Source organism: Psychrobacter fulvigenes (assembly GCF_904846155.1).
Lineage (GTDB): Bacteria > Pseudomonadota > Gammaproteobacteria > Pseudomonadales > Moraxellaceae > Psychrobacter > Psychrobacter fulvigenes.
Genome location: NZ_CAJGZP010000001.1, coordinates 1,737,988 through 1,757,296 on the forward strand (window position 1 = coordinate 1,737,988; position 19,309 = coordinate 1,757,296).

The window sequence follows — 19,309 nt, forward strand, 5'->3', positions numbered from 1 at the left end:
TGGTATTTTTATATCATCAACTTATCATGCTAAGCAGCTATAACAACGCAGTGACCATCGGGGGCTTATCCTGATAAGCTACGTATTACGATTGCCTCTCTGCTTTATGACTCATTGATGTCTTAGAGCAATGACTTACGGTACTTTGTTTTCATTATTATGAGTATTAATACATAGTGGTATACTGATGGCTTAAAGGGGTATATTGATGACGGACTCCGCATCGATAGGAGTACATTTAAATTCATACTCTCAAGTACTGAAAGCTGTCGTCTCTCAAAACCCGTCCTATTGATAGGTGTATCTTAATTAATGATGAACCGAATATTACGACACTCACTACCACTGCGTGCTTGGGCTGCGGTCTTTGCCATCTCTGCCTTGTGCCTGCTTTCGGCGTTGAGTAGTGGCATGCTGGCATGGGTATCACAAGCAGATGCGCAAGCCATCAACAGCGCAGGCTCGATACGCATGGCGACGTATCGCATCAACTTTCAGCTGGCAAATGATTTTGATGATGACTATATTGCAGGTTTGGACATGGGTCTTGCAGCTGATGATAGCGCGAGTCGAAACCAAGGCTCCACTCAAGGTAATAATAACAATAGCGACCAAAGCAAGTCTGCCATCGTACTGTCTTTGGTTGAGGATATGGAAAACAGGCTGGCAAGCTTGCGTGAATATCAGTTAAATTATGCCAACCAACATGACGTCATCAATAACCAGTTTGAAAGGATTGAATCGCAGTGGCTAAGCAATTTAAAACCTGCTTTGTTGGCGCAAGATAAGCAAGGTTTTTATACTTTTTCCTCTCAATATATTGAAGATGTGGACAGCTTTGTCAGTGAGTTGCAGCATAGGAACGAGCAGCGCCAGACTTGGCAGCAGTCGCTGCAAGTCGCGTCGATCATCCTGACTATCATCATTTTGTTGATTGGTATGCATAAGCTGCGCAGAAATGTATTGATACCCGTACAACAGCTAATCCAAGCCAACCGTCAGTTTAGACAAGGTAAGCACGATACCAGAGTGTCTATCACAGGCTATGGAGAGTTCAATGCATTGGGGGAGTCTTTCAATGATATGGCTAGTACCATTGAGACTTATAAGCACTCACTTAAGAGTGAGGTAAACACAAAAACTCAGCACTTAGTCAAAGCCAACGAAGTGCTATCGCTATTTTATGACTTCTCTAAGCATCTAACGACCAGCAAAGTAAGCCTACATAAGCTGGATAGCCTCATCACCGACTTCGGTAATATTTTTCCGCATTTAGACTTCACTTTATGTCTACAAAATAACGCCCTCCACAATAAAGACTCTATCGCTCTCCACGATGACAAAATGAAAGAGCTATGTAGCAAGCTCAACTGTGACAACTGCTCAATCAAAGAAGACATCTACACTCAAACTTACCCGATCACTCATCTGAATGATGAGTTTGGCGAGTTAAAGGTGAGACCTAAGTCTATCTTGCTGATGAGCAGCTCTACGTCAGGTGTTAATAAGTCAAAGGATGATAAAAAGTCTGTATCGCCCTCACAGCGCATTAAAACCATAGAGATTGATAGTACTTATCTAGATACGGAGAATAGCGAGCTTATCGTCGCGCTCACTAACCTGATCAGCACCGCCCTATCTCTGCGTAAACAAAGACAGCAGGAGCATCAGCTCATTTTATTTGAAGAGCGTTCTACTATCGCAAGAGAGCTACATGACTCTCTAGCGCAGTCGTTGTCTTATCTCAAGATTCAAGTCAGTGTCCTAGAAAGGCACCTAAGGAATGTCTCTGACCAAGAGTGCGCGACCAATATCTCGCAGCATATCGAGCAAATAAAAGCAGGTCTTAATTCGGCTTATCAACAGCTAAGAGACCTGCTAGTCACTTTCCGTCTGACCATTGATAGTGATAACTTCGATGACGCCCTGCACGAGGCTGCCAACGAGTTCGCTGCGAAGGGCAACTTTGAGGTTGTCGTCAATAACAAAGTGATGACGCTCAACTTAAATGCCAATGAGCAGGTGAACTTGATTCAAATCACACGAGAAGCGCTGTCAAATATCAGCAGACATGCTCAAGCCACAAACGTCGCCATCGAGCTGGGTTATGATGAGACAAACGAGCACATTGTTATGCAGATCATCGATGACGGCATTGGTATCTCAGGTAGCGTTGATCAGTCTCAGCATCATGGCTTAATGATTATGCAAGAGCGCGCCCGCCATTTAGGAGGGAATGTGACTTTATCGGACAACGAGCCTACTGGCACGATAGTCACTACCCTCTTTACCCCTAATTTTTTTAATGACTACACGACTCTACAAACCACTGGTAGTGCCAACAAAGAATCCATTTAAAGGTTCAGAGATTGAAAGCACTTAATTTGTATGAGTTTTAATTTGTGAGTATTTTATGAGTACTAAAGTTTATACCGCCACCTCTCCTGCCAAGCTTTTATTGGTAGACGACCATCCTATGCTACGCCGAGGTATTGCAGAGCTGTTGGGGCTGGAGAATGACGTAAAAGTCGTTGGTGAGGCAAATAACGGCATGGAAGCATTGGAATTTTTGGAAAACAATGACGTAGACCTGGTTATCCTCGATCATAAAATGCCGATATTGACGGGACTAGAGACGCTCAGAGAAATCAAGGCCAGAGGCATCGATGTAAAAACTCTCTTATTTAATGTTTCTGATAGTGGGGAGGATGTACAAGAGGCGCTCAAGCTAGGAGTAGATGGCTATCTATTAAAGGACATGGAGCCAGAGCTAATCATCGTCGATATCAGAAAGGTGCTACGAGGAGAGCTGGTCATCAGTCCAAATCTGGCATCGATACTGGCGCAAACCATGCGCAAGCCGAGCATTGATGATATCGCAGGCAATCTGACCGCCAGAGAGCTGCAAGTTATCCAAATGATCGCTGAGGGTCTCAGCAACAAAATGATTGCCAATAAGCTCGATATCGCAGAGTCCACGGTAAAGGTACATGTCAAACATATCCTTAACAAAACTGGACTGCGTACCCGCGTAGAAGCTGCGGTATGGACGGTAAATCATTTGTCTAAATAGATGCCTTAAAACATTGTGGCCGTTTGTATAAGTCACCCCACTCTCAACTTAGCATGAACTATCGTAGGCTGTGGCTTTAGCCCAGCATAGTAACTTTGCAAAAGCAAGCTCTCGTAGGGTGGGTTAGTTTTATTAAATTCTCGTAGAGAACGAGGATGAAACGTAACCCGCCGATGTTATATTGGCGAATGTTATCTAAACTACTTGGCGGGTTACGCTGCCGCTAACCCACCCTACAAAATAAGTTGAGAGTGGCGTATAAGTCATAAAAAACCACCCAGTTTATTCATCACTAGGTGGTTTTTTATATTTTAAATTAACGTCTCAAGTCCAACTAGGACGTGTCATCATTTAGATGGCGAGGCTTAAAATAAGATAAATTGCGGTCAAATATTTATAAGTGCTAATTGGTGACACGCCCTAGATTATCGAGCTTCTTCAGCCGCGATATGACGATCCACTGATGACATTTTGTATTCATCACCAAAGGCATCTTCAGGCTCTTCTAGCCAGAAGTAACAAACCAACCAAGCGATGAAAGCACCGACTGCGATAATCAAGAAGAACTGATTTGGCTCTACAAAGGTATAAATAAACAAGTAGAACACTGCGCCAACGTTGCCATAAGCACCCGCCATACCAGATATCTGACCTGTCAGACGGCGCTTGATCGAAGGAATAATACCAAAGGTTGCGCCCTCAGCCCCTTGTACAAATACCGAGCACAAGATAGTGAACACAACGGCGATAAATAGTGGCCACTGAGCATTGAGCAACCCCATTAGCCCAAACCCAATACCAATACCGAACATATATATGAGCATGACCAGACGGCGGTTGCCGACCTTGTCAGAGATATAGCCACCCAATGGACGCGCCCATAAGTTTACAAAGGCAAAGGTTGAGGCGACCAGTCCTGCTGCGGTAGGGTCAAGCTTCCATGTCGCAGCAAAGAACATCGGCAGCATAGAGACCACCGCAAGCTCTGCGCCAAAGTTGGCAAAATAACTGACGTTGAGCGCAGCCACTGACTTAAAGGGATACTTATCATCTTCAGGTATACCTGCTTTTAGCATTGGTACGTTGACACTAATCGCCTTATAAATCTGATACGCAACCACAGCAGCGATGACAATATAAAGTATCCAAGCCCCTGTCTCACTCAAAAATCCCATGTCTTGAGTACGATAGACCAAGACCCCTAATACGCCATATAAAGGAATGGTAAACAAACAATACAACCATAGATCACGCCAGCTAGATACTTCTAAAGCCCCTGACTTACGTGATTTCTTACGAGTACCCTCTGTCGGACCATCTGTGATTAAAAACCAATAAGCAACGCCGTATAGCGCCATCAATAGCCCAGATAAGGCAATCGCCCAGCGCCACCCATCATCACCACCAAAGAACTGTAGCGCCACGGTCGGGATGGTAATCGCCGCAGCCGCAGAGCCAAAGTTTCCCCAGCCCGCATAGAAGCCTTCTGCAAAGCCAATATCTTTTGGCTTAAACCATAGCGCTGTCATATGGATACCGACGACGAAACCTGCACCGACGATAGACATAAATAAGCGCGCAACAAACAGCTGCATGGCTGATGTACCAAAAGCGAAAAACCAGGTCGGTATCGCCATTACCACCATCAATATCGAAAACACTCTTCTAGGTCCGAAACGATCCAATGCCATTCCCACCACCACACGACCTGGAATGGTCAAAGCCACGTTGGCAATTAAGAAAAGCTTGATATGATCTGGTGTCAAATAGCTCTCGGTCTGTAGCATAGACGTCGCAAGCGGCGCCATGTTGAACCAGACATAAAACGTCAGAAAAAAAGCGATCCACGTGTAGTGAAGCGCTCTTATCTCACGGCGTTCCAACTCAAGTAGCTCTTTTGCATGCATAACAAATGTCCTCCAAAAAAACTTGATAGTCCTAATGGAGACAATGTAACAATAATGTATCCGCTTCACTATCGAGCAAAAGCGGTACGTACTCTACATTTAGTACTACTAAATGAGCATCAAAAGGTAATACCAATTGGTGCTGTACCCATTAGCTAATCATGGGATGATAAAACAGTAAAAACACCTTAGCTCTATAGCACAAAAGGTGCTATACTTAGTAATGATTATCATTATTATTTATATTACTTGCCAAATACGACATCAAGATGCTCAAAAGACATCTATAACCAACACATCAAGGAGTTACCATGAACCAACCAACCATCATCCCAAGTCACTGGAAAATAAAACGCTCTACGCACTTTTTTACCAAAGATAAAGTTCCCAAAGCCTTATTAACTCATCACAATACTGCAGAGGGCGTATTTGGCCAAATTTGTGTCATGCAAGGTGTTGTCACCTTTTACGGATTTGCCAACGAAGCCGCCACTGAACCTGAGCAAACCATAGTCATTCGAGCAGGACAGTTTGCTGTTAGTCCGCCGCAGTATTGGCATCGGGTAGAATTAAGCGATGACGCTCAATTTAATATTAACTTTTGGACAGAAGGCGATACAGGCAATAAGTCACTGTTTAATAGCTCGACCATCCATAGCAAACCTATTGAGGCGCTATTTGACAAACCCGAAACTTAAAGACGTATCACCTTTGCACATTAAACAAATGCACATTAAACAAATACCTCAGATGGCTATTAGCTATCCGATTCATGAATGATTCCCAACGCACTAACTAGGTGAGCGGATGATGACAAAACCTTTGTACCAAAAAGCAAAAAGTATCGAAGCATTGTCTGCAAACTTTGCTGATATCGAAAAACGCATTCAACAAGCCTGTCAACGTGCAAATAGAGAGACAGGCTCTGTACGTCTTTTACCAGTCACCAAGACAGTTGATGAAGACATCATAAGAATGGCGTTCACGCTTGGCTATGACTACTTTGGCGAAAACAAAGTACAAGAAGCTGTAGAAAAACAGGAGTCGATGAATGATTTACCTATTAATTGGTCTGTCATCGGTCACCTTCAAACCAACAAAATCAAGTATGTGGCTAGATTTGCCACAGAGTTTCAAGCACTTGATAGTTTAAAAGTGGCTAAAAGACTCAATGAGCGCTTACAGCTTGAAGATAGACACATGGAAGTACTGATACAAGTGAATACGTCAGATGAAGCAAGCAAATACGGGCTACACCCTACTGAAGTTGCTGATTTTATTGAACAAATTAAGTCACTTGATAGATTAAGAGTTAAAGGGCTTATGACCTTGGCACTCTTGTCTAACAATGCAGAAAAAGTGAGAGACTGCTTTATCTTATTACGAAATATCAGAGATGGCCTGCTAGACACCCTACCCGCTAATATGAGTATGCAAGAGCTCTCTATGGGTATGTCTGGTGACTTTGAAATAGCTATTGAAGAAGGGGCGACTATTGTTCGAGTAGGTCAAGCAATCTTTGGTGCTAGAGCCTTGCCAGACAGCCATTATTGGCCAGAAAACCATATAAACAATTAGATCCTTTTGCAGTGCTTAATTTCCCCGATGAAGCTGATACAACCAGTGAACATAAGATACTGAAATAACCACCTCCTACTAGCGACAACCATACGCTCAAAGCCTATTTTTAAATAATCTTTCAAAGAGCCCGTCTAACAATTAACCTAGATTTAGCATGGATATTGACTTATCCCTTGCTTAAAGGGCGCTTTATAAATAAGATAGTAATTGATTACTATCTTTTAGGAGCGCCCGTGAGTCCTTATCCAAAGCATCTACCTGCCGATGAACGTCGTGCCGTCACTGTCGAGTCCGTCGTAGAGCTCGCCAGCTTACAAAATCCTAGCAAAATTACGACTGCGGCTATCGCCAAACACATGAACTTAACTCAGGGAGCACTGTTTCGGCACTTCCCAAACAAAGACGCCATTTGGCAAGCGGTTATGGAGTGGGTAGCAGAGCGCCTGCTCACCAAAATTGATCGATCCACCCAAGGAATCGAGTCGCCCTTAGCTGCCATGGAGGCGATGTTCATGAGTCATATCGAATTTGTGTCTGAGCATCCAGGAGTACCAAGAATCATTTTTGGTGAGCTTCAACGTACCGAATCAACAACAGCCAAGCGCATGGTACAAACCTTGATTCAGCGCTATAGCGAACGTTTGTACCCTCTCATTGAAAAAGCTAAAGATAGTGGTGAGTTGCCACAATCCCTCGACAGCGAAGCAGCAGCGACACTGTTCATTGGCACGATTCAGGGTTTGGTGATGCAATCGATGCTGGCAGACGATGTGAAACGCATGCAGCACGATGCACCGCGAGTTTTTGCGATTTATCGGCGCGGTATAAGGAGTACGCAATGAAGAAACTGCCCCTGCAAGGCCGTACTTTAGCACTGCTGGCTGTCATCATTCCGTTGCTGGCGCTCTTTATTTATGTCGGTCTACGCTCAGGACCTCTCGCCCCTGTCGCTGTAACAGTGGCAAAGGTGGAGTCAGGCGTTATCTCGCCTTCGCTGTTCGGCATCGGTACTGTGGAAGCACGCTACACCTACAAGATAGGGCCGACATTTGCGGGTCGCGTAAAAAGCTTGGATGTGCATGTAGGCGAACAAGTGCAGGCAGGACAAGTACTCGGTGAGATGGAGCCTATCGATCTCGATGATAGAATTCGCTCGCAGGAGTCTGTATTAAAACGGGCGGAGGCGGCATTGGTGGAGGCAGAAGCTCGGAAAGTCTTTGCAGAGCAACAACTACAGCGCTATGCGCAACTGCTTGACGTGCAAGCGGTCAGTGAGGAAAGCATCACTGTAAAACGACAGGACTTACAGGTCGCTGATGCAGCCTTATCCGTCGCCAAAGCCGACATTGCCCGAGCACGCTCTGACGGTGAAGGACTTATCGCGCAGAAAAGCAATCTGCGCTTAATCACCCCTGTTGCTGGTATCGTCGCTGTGCGTGATGCCGATCCTGGCACGACCATCGTTGCAGGGCAAGCTGTGGTAGAGGTAATTGACCCCAAAAGCTTATGGATCAATGTGCGTTTCGATCAAATCAGTGCCTCAGGTTTGGCAGAAGGTTTGCCAGCATATATCGCTCTGCGTTCACGCAGCGATCAGGTGTTGCAAGGAACAGTGCTGCGTGTGGAGCCGATAGCCGATGTGGTCACCGAAGAGATGCTGGCTAAAGTGACGTTTGATAATCAGCCACAACCTCTACCTTCATTGGGCGAGTTGGCCGAAGTGACGGTTGACTTGCCAGCGTTACCGACTACTCCACTAATACCCAACGCTGCTGTGCAACGTGACGGCGATAAAGTTGGTGTGTGGCAGATTGTAGATGGTGATTTAAGTTTCGCGTCAGTCAAGTTCGGTACATCCGATCTCAATGGCTTCGTGCAGGTGCTTGAGGGGCTCGCAGAGGGTGACCAAATCGTGGTTTATAGCCAAAAGCAACTAAAGGCGAACAGTCGTATCAAGGTGGTCGACCAAATTCCAGGAGTGTCACCATGATAAGCTTAGCAGGCCGTGACATTCTCCATGCTTGGGGGAAGTTTGTCTTCACCGGCATCGGTCTAGGTTTGCTGATTGGTGTCACTCTCGTCATGGCCGGCGTGTACCGAGGCATGGTGGATGATGGCAAGGCCTTGCTCGATAATAGCGGCGCTGACCTCTGGGTAGTACAAAAAGATACGCTCGGGCCTTATGCAGAAGCGTCTAGCATCAATGATGATGTGTATCGCTCTATCCTTGGCATGCCGGGCGTCGCCCAAGCCGCGAATGTAACCTACCTGACCACCCAAGTACATAGAGGCGAAAGCGACGTACGTGCTATGGTGGTTGGCATCGCTCCTAGCGAGTCGGGCGCCACACCAGGATGGCCGCCCTATCTCGTCTCTGGTCGCCATATCACGCGCGGGCACTATGAGGCAGTGGCTGATATTGCCACTGGTTTTAAACTGGGAGATCGTATCTCTATTCGCCGCAATAACTACGCCGTCGTAGGGCTGACTCGGCGCATGGTCTCATCTAGCGGTGACCCGATGGTATTCATTCCACTCAAGGATGCTCAGGAAGCTCAATTCCTCAAAAATAACGACGCTATTTGGCAAAGCCGGCGGCGTACCGAAGCCAATCCTGCCTTCAATCGACCCGGCGTACCAGGCCTGCTAGATGCCGTCATTGCCTCACAGAGCACCAATGCCTCCGTTAATGCCGTGCTAGTCACCCTAAAACCCGGCTATGCGCAGGACGAGGTAGCCGAAACTATCGAGCGCTGGAAACGTATGACCGTCTACACGCGAGCACAGATGGAAGAGATTCTCGTTGGTAAACTAATCGCCACCTCAGCCAAGCAAATCGGTATGTTTTTAGTCATTTTAGCCATCGTTAGCGCGGCGATTGTCGCCTTTATTATTTATTCACTGACGATGGATAAAATCCGCGAAATTGCAGTATTGAAGCTTATCGGTACCCGCAATCGAACGATTGCGGCGATGATCATGCAGCAAGCACTCGCCTTAGGCGTGATTGGCTTCGTGGTCGGTAAAATCACTGCCACCTTCGCCGCCCCCCTATTTCCCAAATATGTACTGCTCACGCCAATAGATTCTGTGATTGGGTTTTTTGCTGTACTCGTGATTTGCGTACTGGCCAGTATCATCGCCATTCGCATGGCACTCAAGGTCGATCCGGCCGAAGCGATAGGATAATTTAATGAGCAAAACAGGCATACATATAGAAGGCTTAAGCAAACGCTTTGGCAAAGGTGACACCGCAGTCTACGCATTGAAGGATGTCAATATGCAGGTAGCGCCAGGTGAAGTGGTCGGATTAATTGGCCCTTCTGGCTCGGGCAAGAGCACGCTGCTCAAATGCTTGGGCGCGGTTATTGATCCAAGCGCTGGACGCATGACGCTGGGCGATGAGTTAATCTACGACGATGGTTGGAAAGTTCGTGACTTGCGTGCCTTACGACGCGACAAAATTGGTTTTATTTTTCAATCACCCTACCTGATTCCGTTTCTTGATGTCACCGACAATGTCGCTCTATTGCCGATGCTTGCAGGCGTCTCCAACTCTCAAGCACGAGCGAGGGCGTTAGAGTTGCTTACGGCACTTGATGTGCACCAACGAGCTCACGCCATGCCTGCACAGCTCTCGGGCGGCGAGCAGCAACGGGTTGCCATCGCGCGCGGATTGGTCAACCGACCACCAGTAATCCTAGCGGATGAACCCACTGCGGCTCTCGATGGGGTGCGCGCTATGGCTGTCATTCGCATCATCAACGACATGGCTCGGCAGTTCGAGACTGCCATTATTGTGGTCACACATGATGAAAAGATCATTCCTACTTTCAAGCGTATCTATCACATTCGTGACGGCGTCACCCATGAGGAGGTTGGTGAAGGAAGAGAGTTTGAATAAAAGATACATTCAGTGAAAGCTTAAAGCGCACAGTAGATTTTAAAAAGAAAGGTTAAATAGACAAACTGTGTAACTGCTTATAATCCCCTAACAGGAGAATAAGCAATGACTAACCAATCTGACATCAAGAAACTGGCCGAGCAAATGGCTGGTAGCATGAACAGCTTTGATGACATCAAAGACTTTCAAAAGCAGCTCATGCAGTCGTTTATCGACACTGCACTAGAAGCTGAGATGGAAGACCATCTCGGCTATCCTAAGCATGAGAAAGCAGACAAGCCTAATAAGCGCAATGGACACACTAAAAAGACCGTCTGTAGGTAGCGACACAGGCGATCTTGAGATATCAACCCCAAGAGACCGCGGTGGCAGCTTTGAGCCTGTACTCGTCAGTAAGCATCAAACCCGTATCTCAGGTCTTGACGATAAAATCATATTTAACTACAGGCACAGCCTTACGTCTTACGCTTCGGGCAACTGTCCCCCGGACACTTGATTCTCCTCGCTCATATGCCAAGGGTCAAACCACCACCGAGATTGTAGAGAGCATTAAAGAGCTCTACGACGTCGACATCTCAAGCAGCTTGGTTTCCAGAGTCACTGACAACCTCTTGGATGACATCACCGCTTGGCAGAACCGGCCACTGAGCAGTGTTTATCCTATCGTCTACTTAGACTGCATTGTCGTCAAAGTTCGTCAGGACAAGCAGATCATCAACAAAGCTATCTATCTGGCCTTAGGCGTTGCTCTTGATAGTAAAAAAGAGCTGCTTGGTATGTGGCTATCAGAGAATGAGGGCGCTAAATTCTGGCTTGGTGTTCTCACTGAGCTACAAAACCTCGGGGTTCAAGATTTCCTCATTGCCTGTGTCGATGGTTTAAAAGGCTTCCCTGATGCCATTAACACCGTCTACCCCAACGCTCAGGTTCAGCTGTGTATCGTGCATATGGTGCGCTATTCGATGAAGTTCGTACCTTGGACGGACAAGAAGGCCGTAGCAGCTGATTTAAAGGCCATCTACGGTGCTGATACGCTTGAGATGGCAGAGGCCAATCTTGAACACTTTGATGAAGTATGGGGCACAGAGTACCCGCATGTCATCAAGTCTTGGCGTAATAACTGGGAGGGCTTAACGGTGTTCTTTGAGTACCCGAAAGACATCAGAAAAGCCATCTATACCACCAATGCTATCGAGTCGCTAAACAGCGTGATTCGAACGGCGGTGAATAAGCGTAAAGTATTCCCCTCTGATCAGGCTGCATTCAAGGTAGTATATCTGGCAACCCAGCAGGCCTCTAAAAAGTGGTCAATGCCCATCCGTAACTGGACGTCTGCTTTAAATCGCTTTATGATTATGTTTGATGACCGTATTAGTAAGCATTTAATCTAAATGGCAGTTACACAGAATCTGGGATGGGCTCGCGATAATGCCTTTTTAGCCGCTTCTTACCCCTTTAACTCAAAAATAGCTTGTCCATACTCCACGTTATCGCCACTTTTGACTAAAATATCGCTAATCGTACCAGACTTATCACTGACCACGGGTAATAAGCGGCTTAACTCATCAATAAAACAAACGGTTTGACCTTGCTCCACCTGATCGCCCTTACTGACCAAATCATCGTTAGCACCGTCTTCACTTAAATAAATGCGACCAACGTAAGTGGCAGTGATTTGCGCCTTACTGCTATCACTACTTGCATCATTCTGCGTAGTACTTGTCTCTAAAGAATAAGTTTCCTCTACAGGGTTCATAGTATTATGATGTAAATTATTGACGACCCTAATTGACTGCCAACCTTCAACAATCGTTACCTCATGCAATTGACTGAGTTCAACCAATTCCACTGCGCGTGCTATTTGCTTAATATCCATAAAAAAACCCCTTAACTGATTACTTTACTTATTTTCTAACCCATACCAAGATACTTAGCGATAGTCATCACACTTAGAATACTCATAGCAATAGCGATTATCCAGCCAAATACCGCAATCCAAATAGGATGCTTATAACTGCCAACGATGTTCTTTCTATACGCGGCGATAAGTATGATTACCATGGCAATGGGCAACACTAAACCATTAAGCGTACCGACCAATACCAATACTTGTGCAGGTTTACCGATAGTAGCAAACACCAGTGTTGAGATTACAATAAAGCCAATAATGAAGTAGCGCTTGTGTGTCTCAATAAAGGGATGAAAATTGGTCATAAAAGATACGGAAGTATAAGCAGCTCCGATAACGGAGGTCACTGAGGCCGCCCAAATCACCATACCAAAAATGACTTTGCCAGTATTACCTAAGATAAACTGAAAAGGTGACATAGCTGGATTGGTTGGATCTAGCGCGAAACCTTGAGAGACTACGCCTAGCACGGCAAGGAATAAAAACACCCTAATAACAGAGGCAATCAAAATACCTGAGACCGAGCTTCTCGTGACCAAATCTAGATTTTCTTCACCGCTCACACCAGCCTCGAGCAGTCGATGCGCACCAGAGAAGGTAATGTAACCACCGACCGTTCCGCCTACTAAGGTTACGATCGCTACCGCATCTATCTTATCAGGTATAATGGTTTTGGTAACTGCTTCTGCTAATGGTGGATCTGACTTAAACATCACATAGATAATTAATACAATTAAAATAAAGCCCATTAGCTGAGCGAACTTATCCATAATAGGCCCAGTTTCTCGGCCTAAGAAAATAGCGACTGCGATGACACCGCTAATCAAGGCACCAGTAATGGGAGAGATATTGAACATTGACTCCATACCAAGACCAGCGCCGCCAATATTACCAATGTTAAATGCCAGGCCTCCAGCAATGATTAAAAAAGCCAGCAGATAACCCACCCCAGGAAACACTAAATTAGCAATTTCCTGCGCACGCTTTTTAGAGACAGCCACTATTCGCCAAACGTTGAGCTGGACACCAATATCCATAATAATAGAGATTAAAATGACAAATCCGAAACTTGCCATCAGGCTTTCGGTGAAAGTGGCAGTTTGCGTTAAGAACCCTGGTCCTACTGCTGAGGTCGCCATCAAAAAAGCTGCGCCCAAGATAGCAGTGTTATGTTTTTTTAGAGTACTCATAAACATCCTTGTTTAGTATAGAGCAGCTCATATGAGCTGATGTTATGCAGCAGATATTTCAATACCTTTAAGCTCTAATTGTTTTTTTATCTCTTTAGCAAATAAAATAGCATGTTCACCATCGCCATGTAGGCAGATACTTTGCGCCTCTACTGGCACCTTCTCGCCGCTAACACTGGTAACCACGCCTTCAGTAATCATCTGTAATACGTGCTTGGTAGCCTCATCAGTATCCGTTATTAGTGCGTTATCTTTGCTGCGCGAAACCAGTGAGCCATCGTTTTCATAGTTCCTATCGGCAAATACCTCTGAGATCGCTTCTAGACCATGATTTTTAGCGGACTTAACCAAATAACCACCATACAAGCCCATCACTTTTAAACGAGGATCAAAAAGCTTGATTTCAGTAACTAAAATATCTGACAATGCTTCATCAACAGCCGCTTGGTTATACAAAGCACCATGCGGCTTTACGTACTCTAAAGTCACGCCGACCAAATCACAAAGCGCTTTGGTCGCACCTAATTGGTACCTCATTAAGGCACGATAGCCCTCTTCATCTAGAGCTTGATTGGTACGTCCAAAGTTCTCTCTATCATCTAGCCCTGGATGGGCGCCTACTCTGACATTATTTTTCTTTGCCAGCTGTAAAGTCACTAACATCTCAGCATAAGAACCTGCATGCAAGCCGCAGCAAACATTTGCAGAGCTGACTATGGTTAGTAATTGTTCGTCTTGTCCGCAGCCTTCGGCGGCGTCAGCATTTAGATCAACTTTCATGAGCGTACTCCTTGATTTGTTCAATATAACGTTGTCTTTGTTGCCTTTCATATAAGGCTTGCTCAATGTCTATCACGATGAATTGGCAGGTTTTACCAAAGCGAATTAGTGCCATCAGCCCTATATCAGCATCAATAACTGTGGCGATTTTTGGGTAGCCACCTGTCGTCTGTGCGTCTGCCATCAGCACTATCGGCTGTCCTTGCGGTGGCACTTGGATCATACCCATATCGACGCCATGTGAGCTCATTTGTAATGGTTCAATAAATTCGAGTGCCTGGCCTCTTAGTCGATAACCCACACGGTTGCTACTGCTTTGTAATTGCCATTGTTGGGTCTCAAACGCTTGTTTGGAGGCAAGTGTAAAATGGTCGTACTCACTATTCTTTACTACCCTAATAGTATTAGTTGGAGCAAGACGAGCCACACCTACTACCGCTAGATTTGAGGCGTTCTTTACCTTTAAGATATCATCTGCCTGAAGATATCTTCCTGCAAAGCCACCAAAGCCCGCTTTTAGATTAGTGCTGGCTGATTGCAATATTGGTTCAATAGCAAAACCACCGTGAACGCATAGGTAGCCATACATACCCTGTAGTGGACGCAGAAGTTTGAGTACTTGTCCAGCGTGTGCATTGATACGCCAATAGCAAGGAATGCGCTTATTATCAAGATAAGCTTCATACAGCGCACCTGTTAAGCAAAAGCTAACGTCTTTTTCAAACTCAATAGTCAGACCGCCTAAAGCCACTTCGATAGCTGGCTCGTTAAGATCGTTTTTGAGCAAGGCATTACCGGCTTGTAATGCCCAAAAGTCCATCACACCACTTCTATCCACACCCATACTACGATAGCCTAATCGGCCTGAGTCTTGGATGCTGGAAAGACCGTTTGCGCTTAAAATCTTCATCAATATCATCCCTACATGTCTAGCGCTTATTCATGAATATCAACAGCTACAAATTTCAAAGTATCGCCAGCGCTAAGTAAAGTAGGAGACGCTTTGCTTAGATCAAATAGCCGTGTGTCTGTCTGACCAAGTAGCTGCCAACCACCAGGCGACTCAAAAGGATAGACGCCGGTTTGTTCGCCGCCAATACCGACCGAACCTGCCGGCACTTGGGTACGTGGGGTAGCATGTCTTGAAAAATATAAGGATTCTGCTAAGCCGCCAAGATAAGGGAATCCTGGCTGAAAGCCGATGAAGTAAACGGTATATGTCGTCTCAGTATGTCGCCTCACTACGTCTTCAACAGATAGACCTAATGCAGTCGCCATAGATTTGAGGTCAGGGCCATAGTTGCCACCATAATGCACGGGAATCTCCACGTGCTTGCCGTCGATGGTTTTTGAGGGGATATTATTAAGTAATGCGGAAAGTTTGTCTTTGAAGGCTTTAAGCTTAGGCCAAGTTAAGGATACTGTGAACACACTTAAAGTATTCATGCCAATAACCACTTCTAAAACTTCTGGCATCTTCTGTATGCTATCGGCAAGCGCCCAGCACTGCTGCTGCTTCTCGAGCGTTATGGGCTTAGAGAAAAACAACGCTAAATTAGTCTCGCTGCACAGTTGCCATTGTAGCTCCATAAGCCTATGCTCCATTTTTATTTACGTGACTCTTGCTTACACTTTATAATGTTTAAGTAGTGTCTGAGTATGGTCAAACCGTTATTGCTCAATATTTTGTTTTATCCATTCGGTTAAATAATGGATATTTACTTGACCCTGACAAAACACTTCATCTTTGAACAGTCGTTGATGCAAACCAATATTGGTATCGATACCAGTTATTTGTGCCTCTAATAAGGCAGCCTGCATTTTCTTAATCGCCGCTTCTCTTGTATGCTCATGCACGCATATCTTAGCGATTAAGCTGTCGTAAGAAGGTGGCACGGTATAGTTTGATTCAATATGAGTATCGACTCTAATACCTAGACCTGCTGGCATATGGCAATAATCTATGTGTCCTGCATTGGGTAAAAAGGTATTGGGGTTCTCAGCATTGATACGACACTCAAAAGCGTGACCTGTAATAGTGATATCGCTTTGTTTATACGTAAGCTCTAGTCCCGCGGCCACGCGGATTTGCTCTTGCACAATATCAACGCCAGTGACCATCTCACTAATCGTATGCTCAACTTGAATGCGCGTATTCATCTCGATAAAAAAGAACTTCCCATTCTCAAATAAAAACTCAAAGGTGCCAGCTCCTCTATATTGCATTTGCTGGCAGGCCGTTGCGCAAGCTTCGCCTATCTGCCGCCTTTGCTCATCAGTAATACCTAAAGCAGGTGCTTCTTCAATTATTTTTTGATGACGGCGCTGCATAGAGCAATCACGCTCACCTAAATAAATAGCATTACCATAGGTATCAGACAGCACTTGTACTTCAATATGGCGCGGAGCTTGTAGATATTTTTCAAGATAAACAATCGCGCTACCAAAATTCGCTTTGGCTTCGGTCTGGGTCATGGAGATAGCGGTCAATAAATCAGCTTCCTTTTCAACCACGCGCATACCACGGCCACCGCCACCGCTTGCCGCTTTTATGATGACCGGATAGCCAACATCATGGGCAATTTTAATAATCTGCTCACTCTCACTAGGCAGAGCACCTTCGGAGCCTGGCACACAAGGTACACTGGCGGCAAGCATTTGCTTTTTGGCCGCGACTTTATCGCCCATTCTTTGTATGTTCTTTGCCGTTGGCCCGATAAAGACTAGCCCTGACTTGTCGATTAAATCAGCAAAATCAGCATTTTCCGCCAAAAACCCATATCCCGGATGAATGGCTTCAGCACCAGTAATAACAGCAGCAGAGACAATCGCTCTTTGGTTAAGATAGCTCTTAGTGGCATTTGCAGGGCCAATACATATGCTTTCATCAGCTAGACGCACCGGCAACGAGTCTCTATCTGCTTCGGAGTGAGCAATCACAGATTGGATACCTAACTGCTTGCAAGCTCGAATAATACGAAGAGCAATCTCACCACGGTTGGCAATTAATATTTTTGAGAACATATCGGTCTTCCTAACCTAAAAAGTACAATGCATAAGTAGTGCTGGCATATCAACCAGTCTTGGATAACTGCTTCAACCACAAACAGAGACTGTCCGTATTCTACAACGTCACCTTCTTCTATTAAGACTTCCTTGATAGTACAAGCATAATCGGCTTTAACTTCGTGCATCATCTTCATTGCTTCAACAATGCATAACGTCTGCCCTATGTCTATCTTATCACCTACTTTAACAAACTCGTCAGCGCTAGGTTCTGAGCGCCGATAAAAGGTACCGAGCATGGGCGCTGTTATTTGCATTGGCTGTTTGTCATCTTCGATAGTGGCTTCATCATCACTTACCTTACGTATACCATTATCATTTTTATTACTATTAACATTCGTCGGTGTTTGTGGTTGTGAACTTGGATTGGAAATGCCAACATTAGACTTACTATTATCTCTATTGGTAGTGACTTCATTGCCAGTAGGTTGGCAAACTATTGAGATACGCGCCTCACCATCAGTCACTTCCAATGACTTTATATCAGAGCGTTCCGCCAGCTTTATTAGCTTTTCTAGGTCAGTAAAATTAATATTCATATGGTTTCACCGATTATGATATTTTAATAAGTTAGTATATCTCTTTAGTAAAAATTACTGCAAGGCTATATTGGTGTCAAACTCTTAATAGGTATTTTATTTATAGCACCGCCAAATCTTCATCTTTAGGATCGCAGATAAACATATATCCTGGTGCATGGGTTATCATCAGCTCAGGCTTACTAGTCATGGCTATGCTTTGAGGCGTTACGCCACAAGCCCAAAACATGGGAACTTCGCCTTCTTTTATGACAGATGAATCACCAAAATCAGGTAGATTGATATCTTTAATACCTATGAGGCTGGGGTCTCCTATATGAATCGGTGCACCATGTACTTGCGGGAATCTAGACGTTGCTTGCACGGCTCTGGTGACTAGCTGATAAGGTATCGGCCGCATACTTACCACCATTTTTCCATGAAACTTGCCAGCAGGTTCTGTCTCAATATTGGTGATATACATAGGCACATTATGATTGTCCTCGATATGCCTGATAGGAATAGACGCATTCAACATGGCTGTCTCAAAAGAGAAGCTACAGCCTAAAAGAAAGCCGACAAGATCATCTCTCCAGTAGTTTTTCAAGTCTGAAACTTCTTCTACCAGTTCACCAAATTTATATATTCTATATTTTGCAATATCACGTCTTAAATCCGCTCCTTTTGCCATTAGTCTGGGCTCGGCACTACCCATATCTGTCACATCCAAAACAGGACAGGGTTTAGGATTTCTTTGCGCAAACAATAAAAAATCATAAGCCATATCTTTTGGAACTATGACAAGGTTTGCCTGTACATGACCTTTGCACATGCCAGAAGTAGGCTTATCAATCTTATTTTTGCTGATTAACTCTCTGACTTCTTTTGGGCTCATGGTTGCTAAATCTAACATTGTCGATGCCTCGTTAAATAGATGGGTGGCGTATCAAAAAGTATGCTGATCAAAGAACGATCTATCTTGTCATAGAGATATCTCACCACTCAATAGCCATTAGCTCGCACACATTGTTTAAAAATATAGCCTAATGCTATACTTGTTTAGATGACGTTCTCTGTGATTACTATTAGTTATTGAGTTCTTTGCATTCGACGTTTTACTTAGGTGATGTTGTTAATATTGAGATTTGTGTTTAGACATAATCTCTTAACGAGAGTAGTAGTTTACTCTGCAACAATTCCAGGCTGCAAGACAATGTGTTTGACCTCAATAAAGTCCTCTAACGTCGACTGACCACGTAGGCGACCTACGCCACTTTGCTTATAACCGCCTTCCTCAAACTCATCGCGCATCACCACCCAGTCGTTAAACCATATAGTACCTGCTTCAACTTCGCGAGCCACGCGTAATGAACGCTGCAAA

Annotated in this window: 18 protein-coding genes and 1 pseudogene; 9 read left to right on the forward strand and 10 right to left on the reverse strand. The window is 44.9% G+C overall.

Translation table 11 applies throughout. The features are described from left to right. Positions 1-312: 312 nt before the first annotated feature. Both JMX03_RS07395 and narL read left to right on the forward strand, forming a co-directional pair. Complete coding sequence (locus JMX03_RS07395) at positions 313-2,358, forward strand: histidine kinase (protein WP_201595740.1); 2,046 nt, start codon at positions 313-315, stop codon at positions 2,356-2,358. A 55-nt stretch (positions 2,359-2,413) separates the two neighbouring features. Next, positions 2,414-3,073, forward strand: a complete 660-nt coding sequence (gene narL, locus JMX03_RS07400; protein ID WP_201595743.1) for a two-component system response regulator NarL — start codon at positions 2,414-2,416, stop codon at positions 3,071-3,073. A 425-nt stretch (positions 3,074-3,498) separates the two neighbouring features. Here the strand turns inward: narL and JMX03_RS07405 are convergent, their stop codons facing one another. Further along, on the reverse strand, positions 3,499-4,980 hold the full coding sequence (locus JMX03_RS07405; protein ID WP_201595746.1) for an MFS transporter: 1,482 nt from the start codon (positions 4,978-4,980) through the stop codon (positions 3,499-3,501). 311 nt (positions 4,981-5,291) lie between these two features. On the opposite strand from JMX03_RS07405, the gene JMX03_RS07410 reads away from it, so the two are divergent. The 7 genes and pseudogenes from JMX03_RS07410 (at position 5,292) to JMX03_RS07445 (ending at position 11,856) form a co-directional block, all read left to right on the forward strand. Beyond that, positions 5,292-5,678: a DUF1971 domain-containing protein gene (locus tag JMX03_RS07410; RefSeq protein ID WP_201595748.1), complete on the forward strand. Its 387-nt coding sequence runs from the start codon at positions 5,292-5,294 to the stop codon at positions 5,676-5,678. A gap of 109 nt (positions 5,679-5,787) precedes the next feature. Then, complete coding sequence (locus tag JMX03_RS07415) at positions 5,788-6,558, forward strand: YggS family pyridoxal phosphate-dependent enzyme (protein WP_201595751.1); 771 nt, start codon at positions 5,788-5,790, stop codon at positions 6,556-6,558. A gap of 236 nt (positions 6,559-6,794) precedes the next feature. Further along, positions 6,795-7,403 carry a TetR/AcrR family transcriptional regulator gene (locus tag JMX03_RS07420; protein WP_201595754.1) on the forward strand — a complete coding sequence of 203 codons (609 nt, stop codon included), beginning with the start codon at positions 6,795-6,797 and terminating at the stop codon, positions 7,401-7,403. Then, positions 7,400-8,551, forward strand: a complete 1,152-nt coding sequence (locus JMX03_RS07425) for an efflux RND transporter periplasmic adaptor subunit (protein WP_201595757.1) — start codon at positions 7,400-7,402, stop codon at positions 8,549-8,551. The genes JMX03_RS07420 and JMX03_RS07425 overlap by 4 nt, the downstream gene beginning before the upstream one ends. Then, on the forward strand, positions 8,548-9,750 hold the full coding sequence (locus JMX03_RS07430; RefSeq protein WP_201595760.1) for an ABC transporter permease: 1,203 nt from the start codon (positions 8,548-8,550) through the stop codon (positions 9,748-9,750). The genes JMX03_RS07425 and JMX03_RS07430 overlap by 4 nt, the downstream gene beginning before the upstream one ends. A 4-nt stretch (positions 9,751-9,754) precedes the next feature. Further along, entirely contained in the window at positions 9,755-10,465 is a 711-nt protein-coding gene (locus JMX03_RS07435; RefSeq protein ID WP_201595763.1) for an ABC transporter ATP-binding protein, read from the forward strand. A 105-nt stretch (positions 10,466-10,570) separates the two neighbouring features. After that, positions 10,571-11,856: pseudogene (locus JMX03_RS07445) on the forward strand (IS256 family transposase). 56 nt (positions 11,857-11,912) lie between these two features. On the opposite strand, the gene JMX03_RS07450 reads toward JMX03_RS07445, so the two are convergent. From JMX03_RS07450 to JMX03_RS07490, 9 genes are all read right to left on the reverse strand, one after another. Then, positions 11,913-12,341 (reverse strand): acetyl-CoA carboxylase biotin carboxyl carrier protein, encoded by a 429-nt coding sequence (locus tag JMX03_RS07450; RefSeq protein WP_201595772.1) that lies wholly within the window; start codon positions 12,339-12,341, stop codon positions 11,913-11,915. Positions 12,342-12,376: 35 nt separating this feature from the next. Then, entirely contained in the window at positions 12,377-13,564 is a 1,188-nt protein-coding gene (locus JMX03_RS07455) for an NRAMP family divalent metal transporter (RefSeq protein WP_201595775.1), read from the reverse strand. A gap of 42 nt (positions 13,565-13,606) precedes the next feature. Continuing rightward, positions 13,607-14,344, reverse strand: coding sequence for a 5-oxoprolinase subunit PxpA (gene pxpA, locus JMX03_RS07460; protein WP_201595778.1), 738 nt, complete (start codon positions 14,342-14,344; stop codon positions 13,607-13,609). Continuing rightward, positions 14,334-15,254: a 5-oxoprolinase subunit C family protein gene (locus JMX03_RS07465; RefSeq protein WP_201595781.1), complete on the reverse strand. Its 921-nt coding sequence runs from the start codon at positions 15,252-15,254 to the stop codon at positions 14,334-14,336. The genes pxpA and JMX03_RS07465 overlap by 11 nt, the downstream gene beginning before the upstream one ends. A gap of 26 nt (positions 15,255-15,280) precedes the next feature. Beyond that, positions 15,281-15,934 (reverse strand): 5-oxoprolinase subunit PxpB, encoded by a 654-nt coding sequence (pxpB, locus tag JMX03_RS07470; protein WP_201595785.1) that lies wholly within the window; start codon positions 15,932-15,934, stop codon positions 15,281-15,283. An 81-nt stretch (positions 15,935-16,015) separates the two neighbouring features. After that, positions 16,016-17,368, reverse strand: a complete 1,353-nt coding sequence (gene accC, locus JMX03_RS07475) for an acetyl-CoA carboxylase biotin carboxylase subunit (protein WP_201595788.1) — start codon at positions 17,366-17,368, stop codon at positions 16,016-16,018. Beyond that, positions 17,350-17,949, reverse strand: coding sequence for an acetyl-CoA carboxylase biotin carboxyl carrier protein (gene accB, locus JMX03_RS07480; RefSeq protein ID WP_201595791.1), 600 nt, complete (start codon positions 17,947-17,949; stop codon positions 17,350-17,352). Before accB ends, accC begins: the two co-directional genes overlap by 19 nt. 100 nt (positions 17,950-18,049) lie before the next feature. Next, complete coding sequence (locus JMX03_RS07485; protein WP_201595794.1) at positions 18,050-18,841, reverse strand: putative hydro-lyase; 792 nt, start codon at positions 18,839-18,841, stop codon at positions 18,050-18,052. A gap of 269 nt (positions 18,842-19,110) precedes the next feature. Next, on the reverse strand, positions 19,111-19,308 hold the full coding sequence (locus tag JMX03_RS07490; protein ID WP_265090457.1) for an aldehyde dehydrogenase family protein: 198 nt from the start codon (positions 19,306-19,308) through the stop codon (positions 19,111-19,113). Position 19,309: the final 1 nt, after the last annotated feature.

Bases quoted from the DNA above. Each gene is read 5' to 3' on its own strand.
- pxpB (WP_201595785.1), bottom strand. From the start codon at position 15,934: ATGGAGCTACAATGGCAACTGTGCAGCGAGACTAATTTAGCGTTGTTT.
- JMX03_RS07395 (WP_201595740.1), top strand. From the start codon at position 313: ATGATGAACCGAATATTACGACACTCACTACCACTGCGTGCTTGGGCT.
- accC (WP_201595788.1), bottom strand. From the start codon at position 17,368: ATGTTCTCAAAAATATTAATTGCCAACCGTGGTGAGATTGCTCTTCGT.
- JMX03_RS07450 (WP_201595772.1), bottom strand. From the start codon at position 12,341: ATGGATATTAAGCAAATAGCACGCGCAGTGGAATTGGTTGAACTCAGT.
- JMX03_RS07430 (WP_201595760.1), top strand. From the start codon at position 8,548: ATGATAAGCTTAGCAGGCCGTGACATTCTCCATGCTTGGGGGAAGTTT.
- accB (WP_201595791.1), bottom strand. From the start codon at position 17,949: ATGAATATTAATTTTACTGACCTAGAAAAGCTAATAAAGCTGGCGGAA.
- JMX03_RS07455 (WP_201595775.1), bottom strand. From the start codon at position 13,564: ATGAGTACTCTAAAAAAACATAACACTGCTATCTTGGGCGCAGCTTTT.
- JMX03_RS07410 (WP_201595748.1), top strand. From the start codon at position 5,292: ATGAACCAACCAACCATCATCCCAAGTCACTGGAAAATAAAACGCTCT.
- narL (WP_201595743.1), top strand. From the start codon at position 2,414: ATGAGTACTAAAGTTTATACCGCCACCTCTCCTGCCAAGCTTTTATTG.
- JMX03_RS07485 (WP_201595794.1), bottom strand. From the start codon at position 18,841: ATGTTAGATTTAGCAACCATGAGCCCAAAAGAAGTCAGAGAGTTAATC.
- JMX03_RS07465 (WP_201595781.1), bottom strand. From the start codon at position 15,254: ATGAAGATTTTAAGCGCAAACGGTCTTTCCAGCATCCAAGACTCAGGC.
- pxpA (WP_201595778.1), bottom strand. From the start codon at position 14,344: ATGAAAGTTGATCTAAATGCTGACGCCGCCGAAGGCTGCGGACAAGAC.
- JMX03_RS07435 (WP_201595763.1), top strand. From the start codon at position 9,755: ATGAGCAAAACAGGCATACATATAGAAGGCTTAAGCAAACGCTTTGGC.
- JMX03_RS07415 (WP_201595751.1), top strand. From the start codon at position 5,788: ATGATGACAAAACCTTTGTACCAAAAAGCAAAAAGTATCGAAGCATTG.
- JMX03_RS07405 (WP_201595746.1), bottom strand. From the start codon at position 4,980: ATGCATGCAAAAGAGCTACTTGAGTTGGAACGCCGTGAGATAAGAGCG.
- JMX03_RS07425 (WP_201595757.1), top strand. From the start codon at position 7,400: ATGAAGAAACTGCCCCTGCAAGGCCGTACTTTAGCACTGCTGGCTGTC.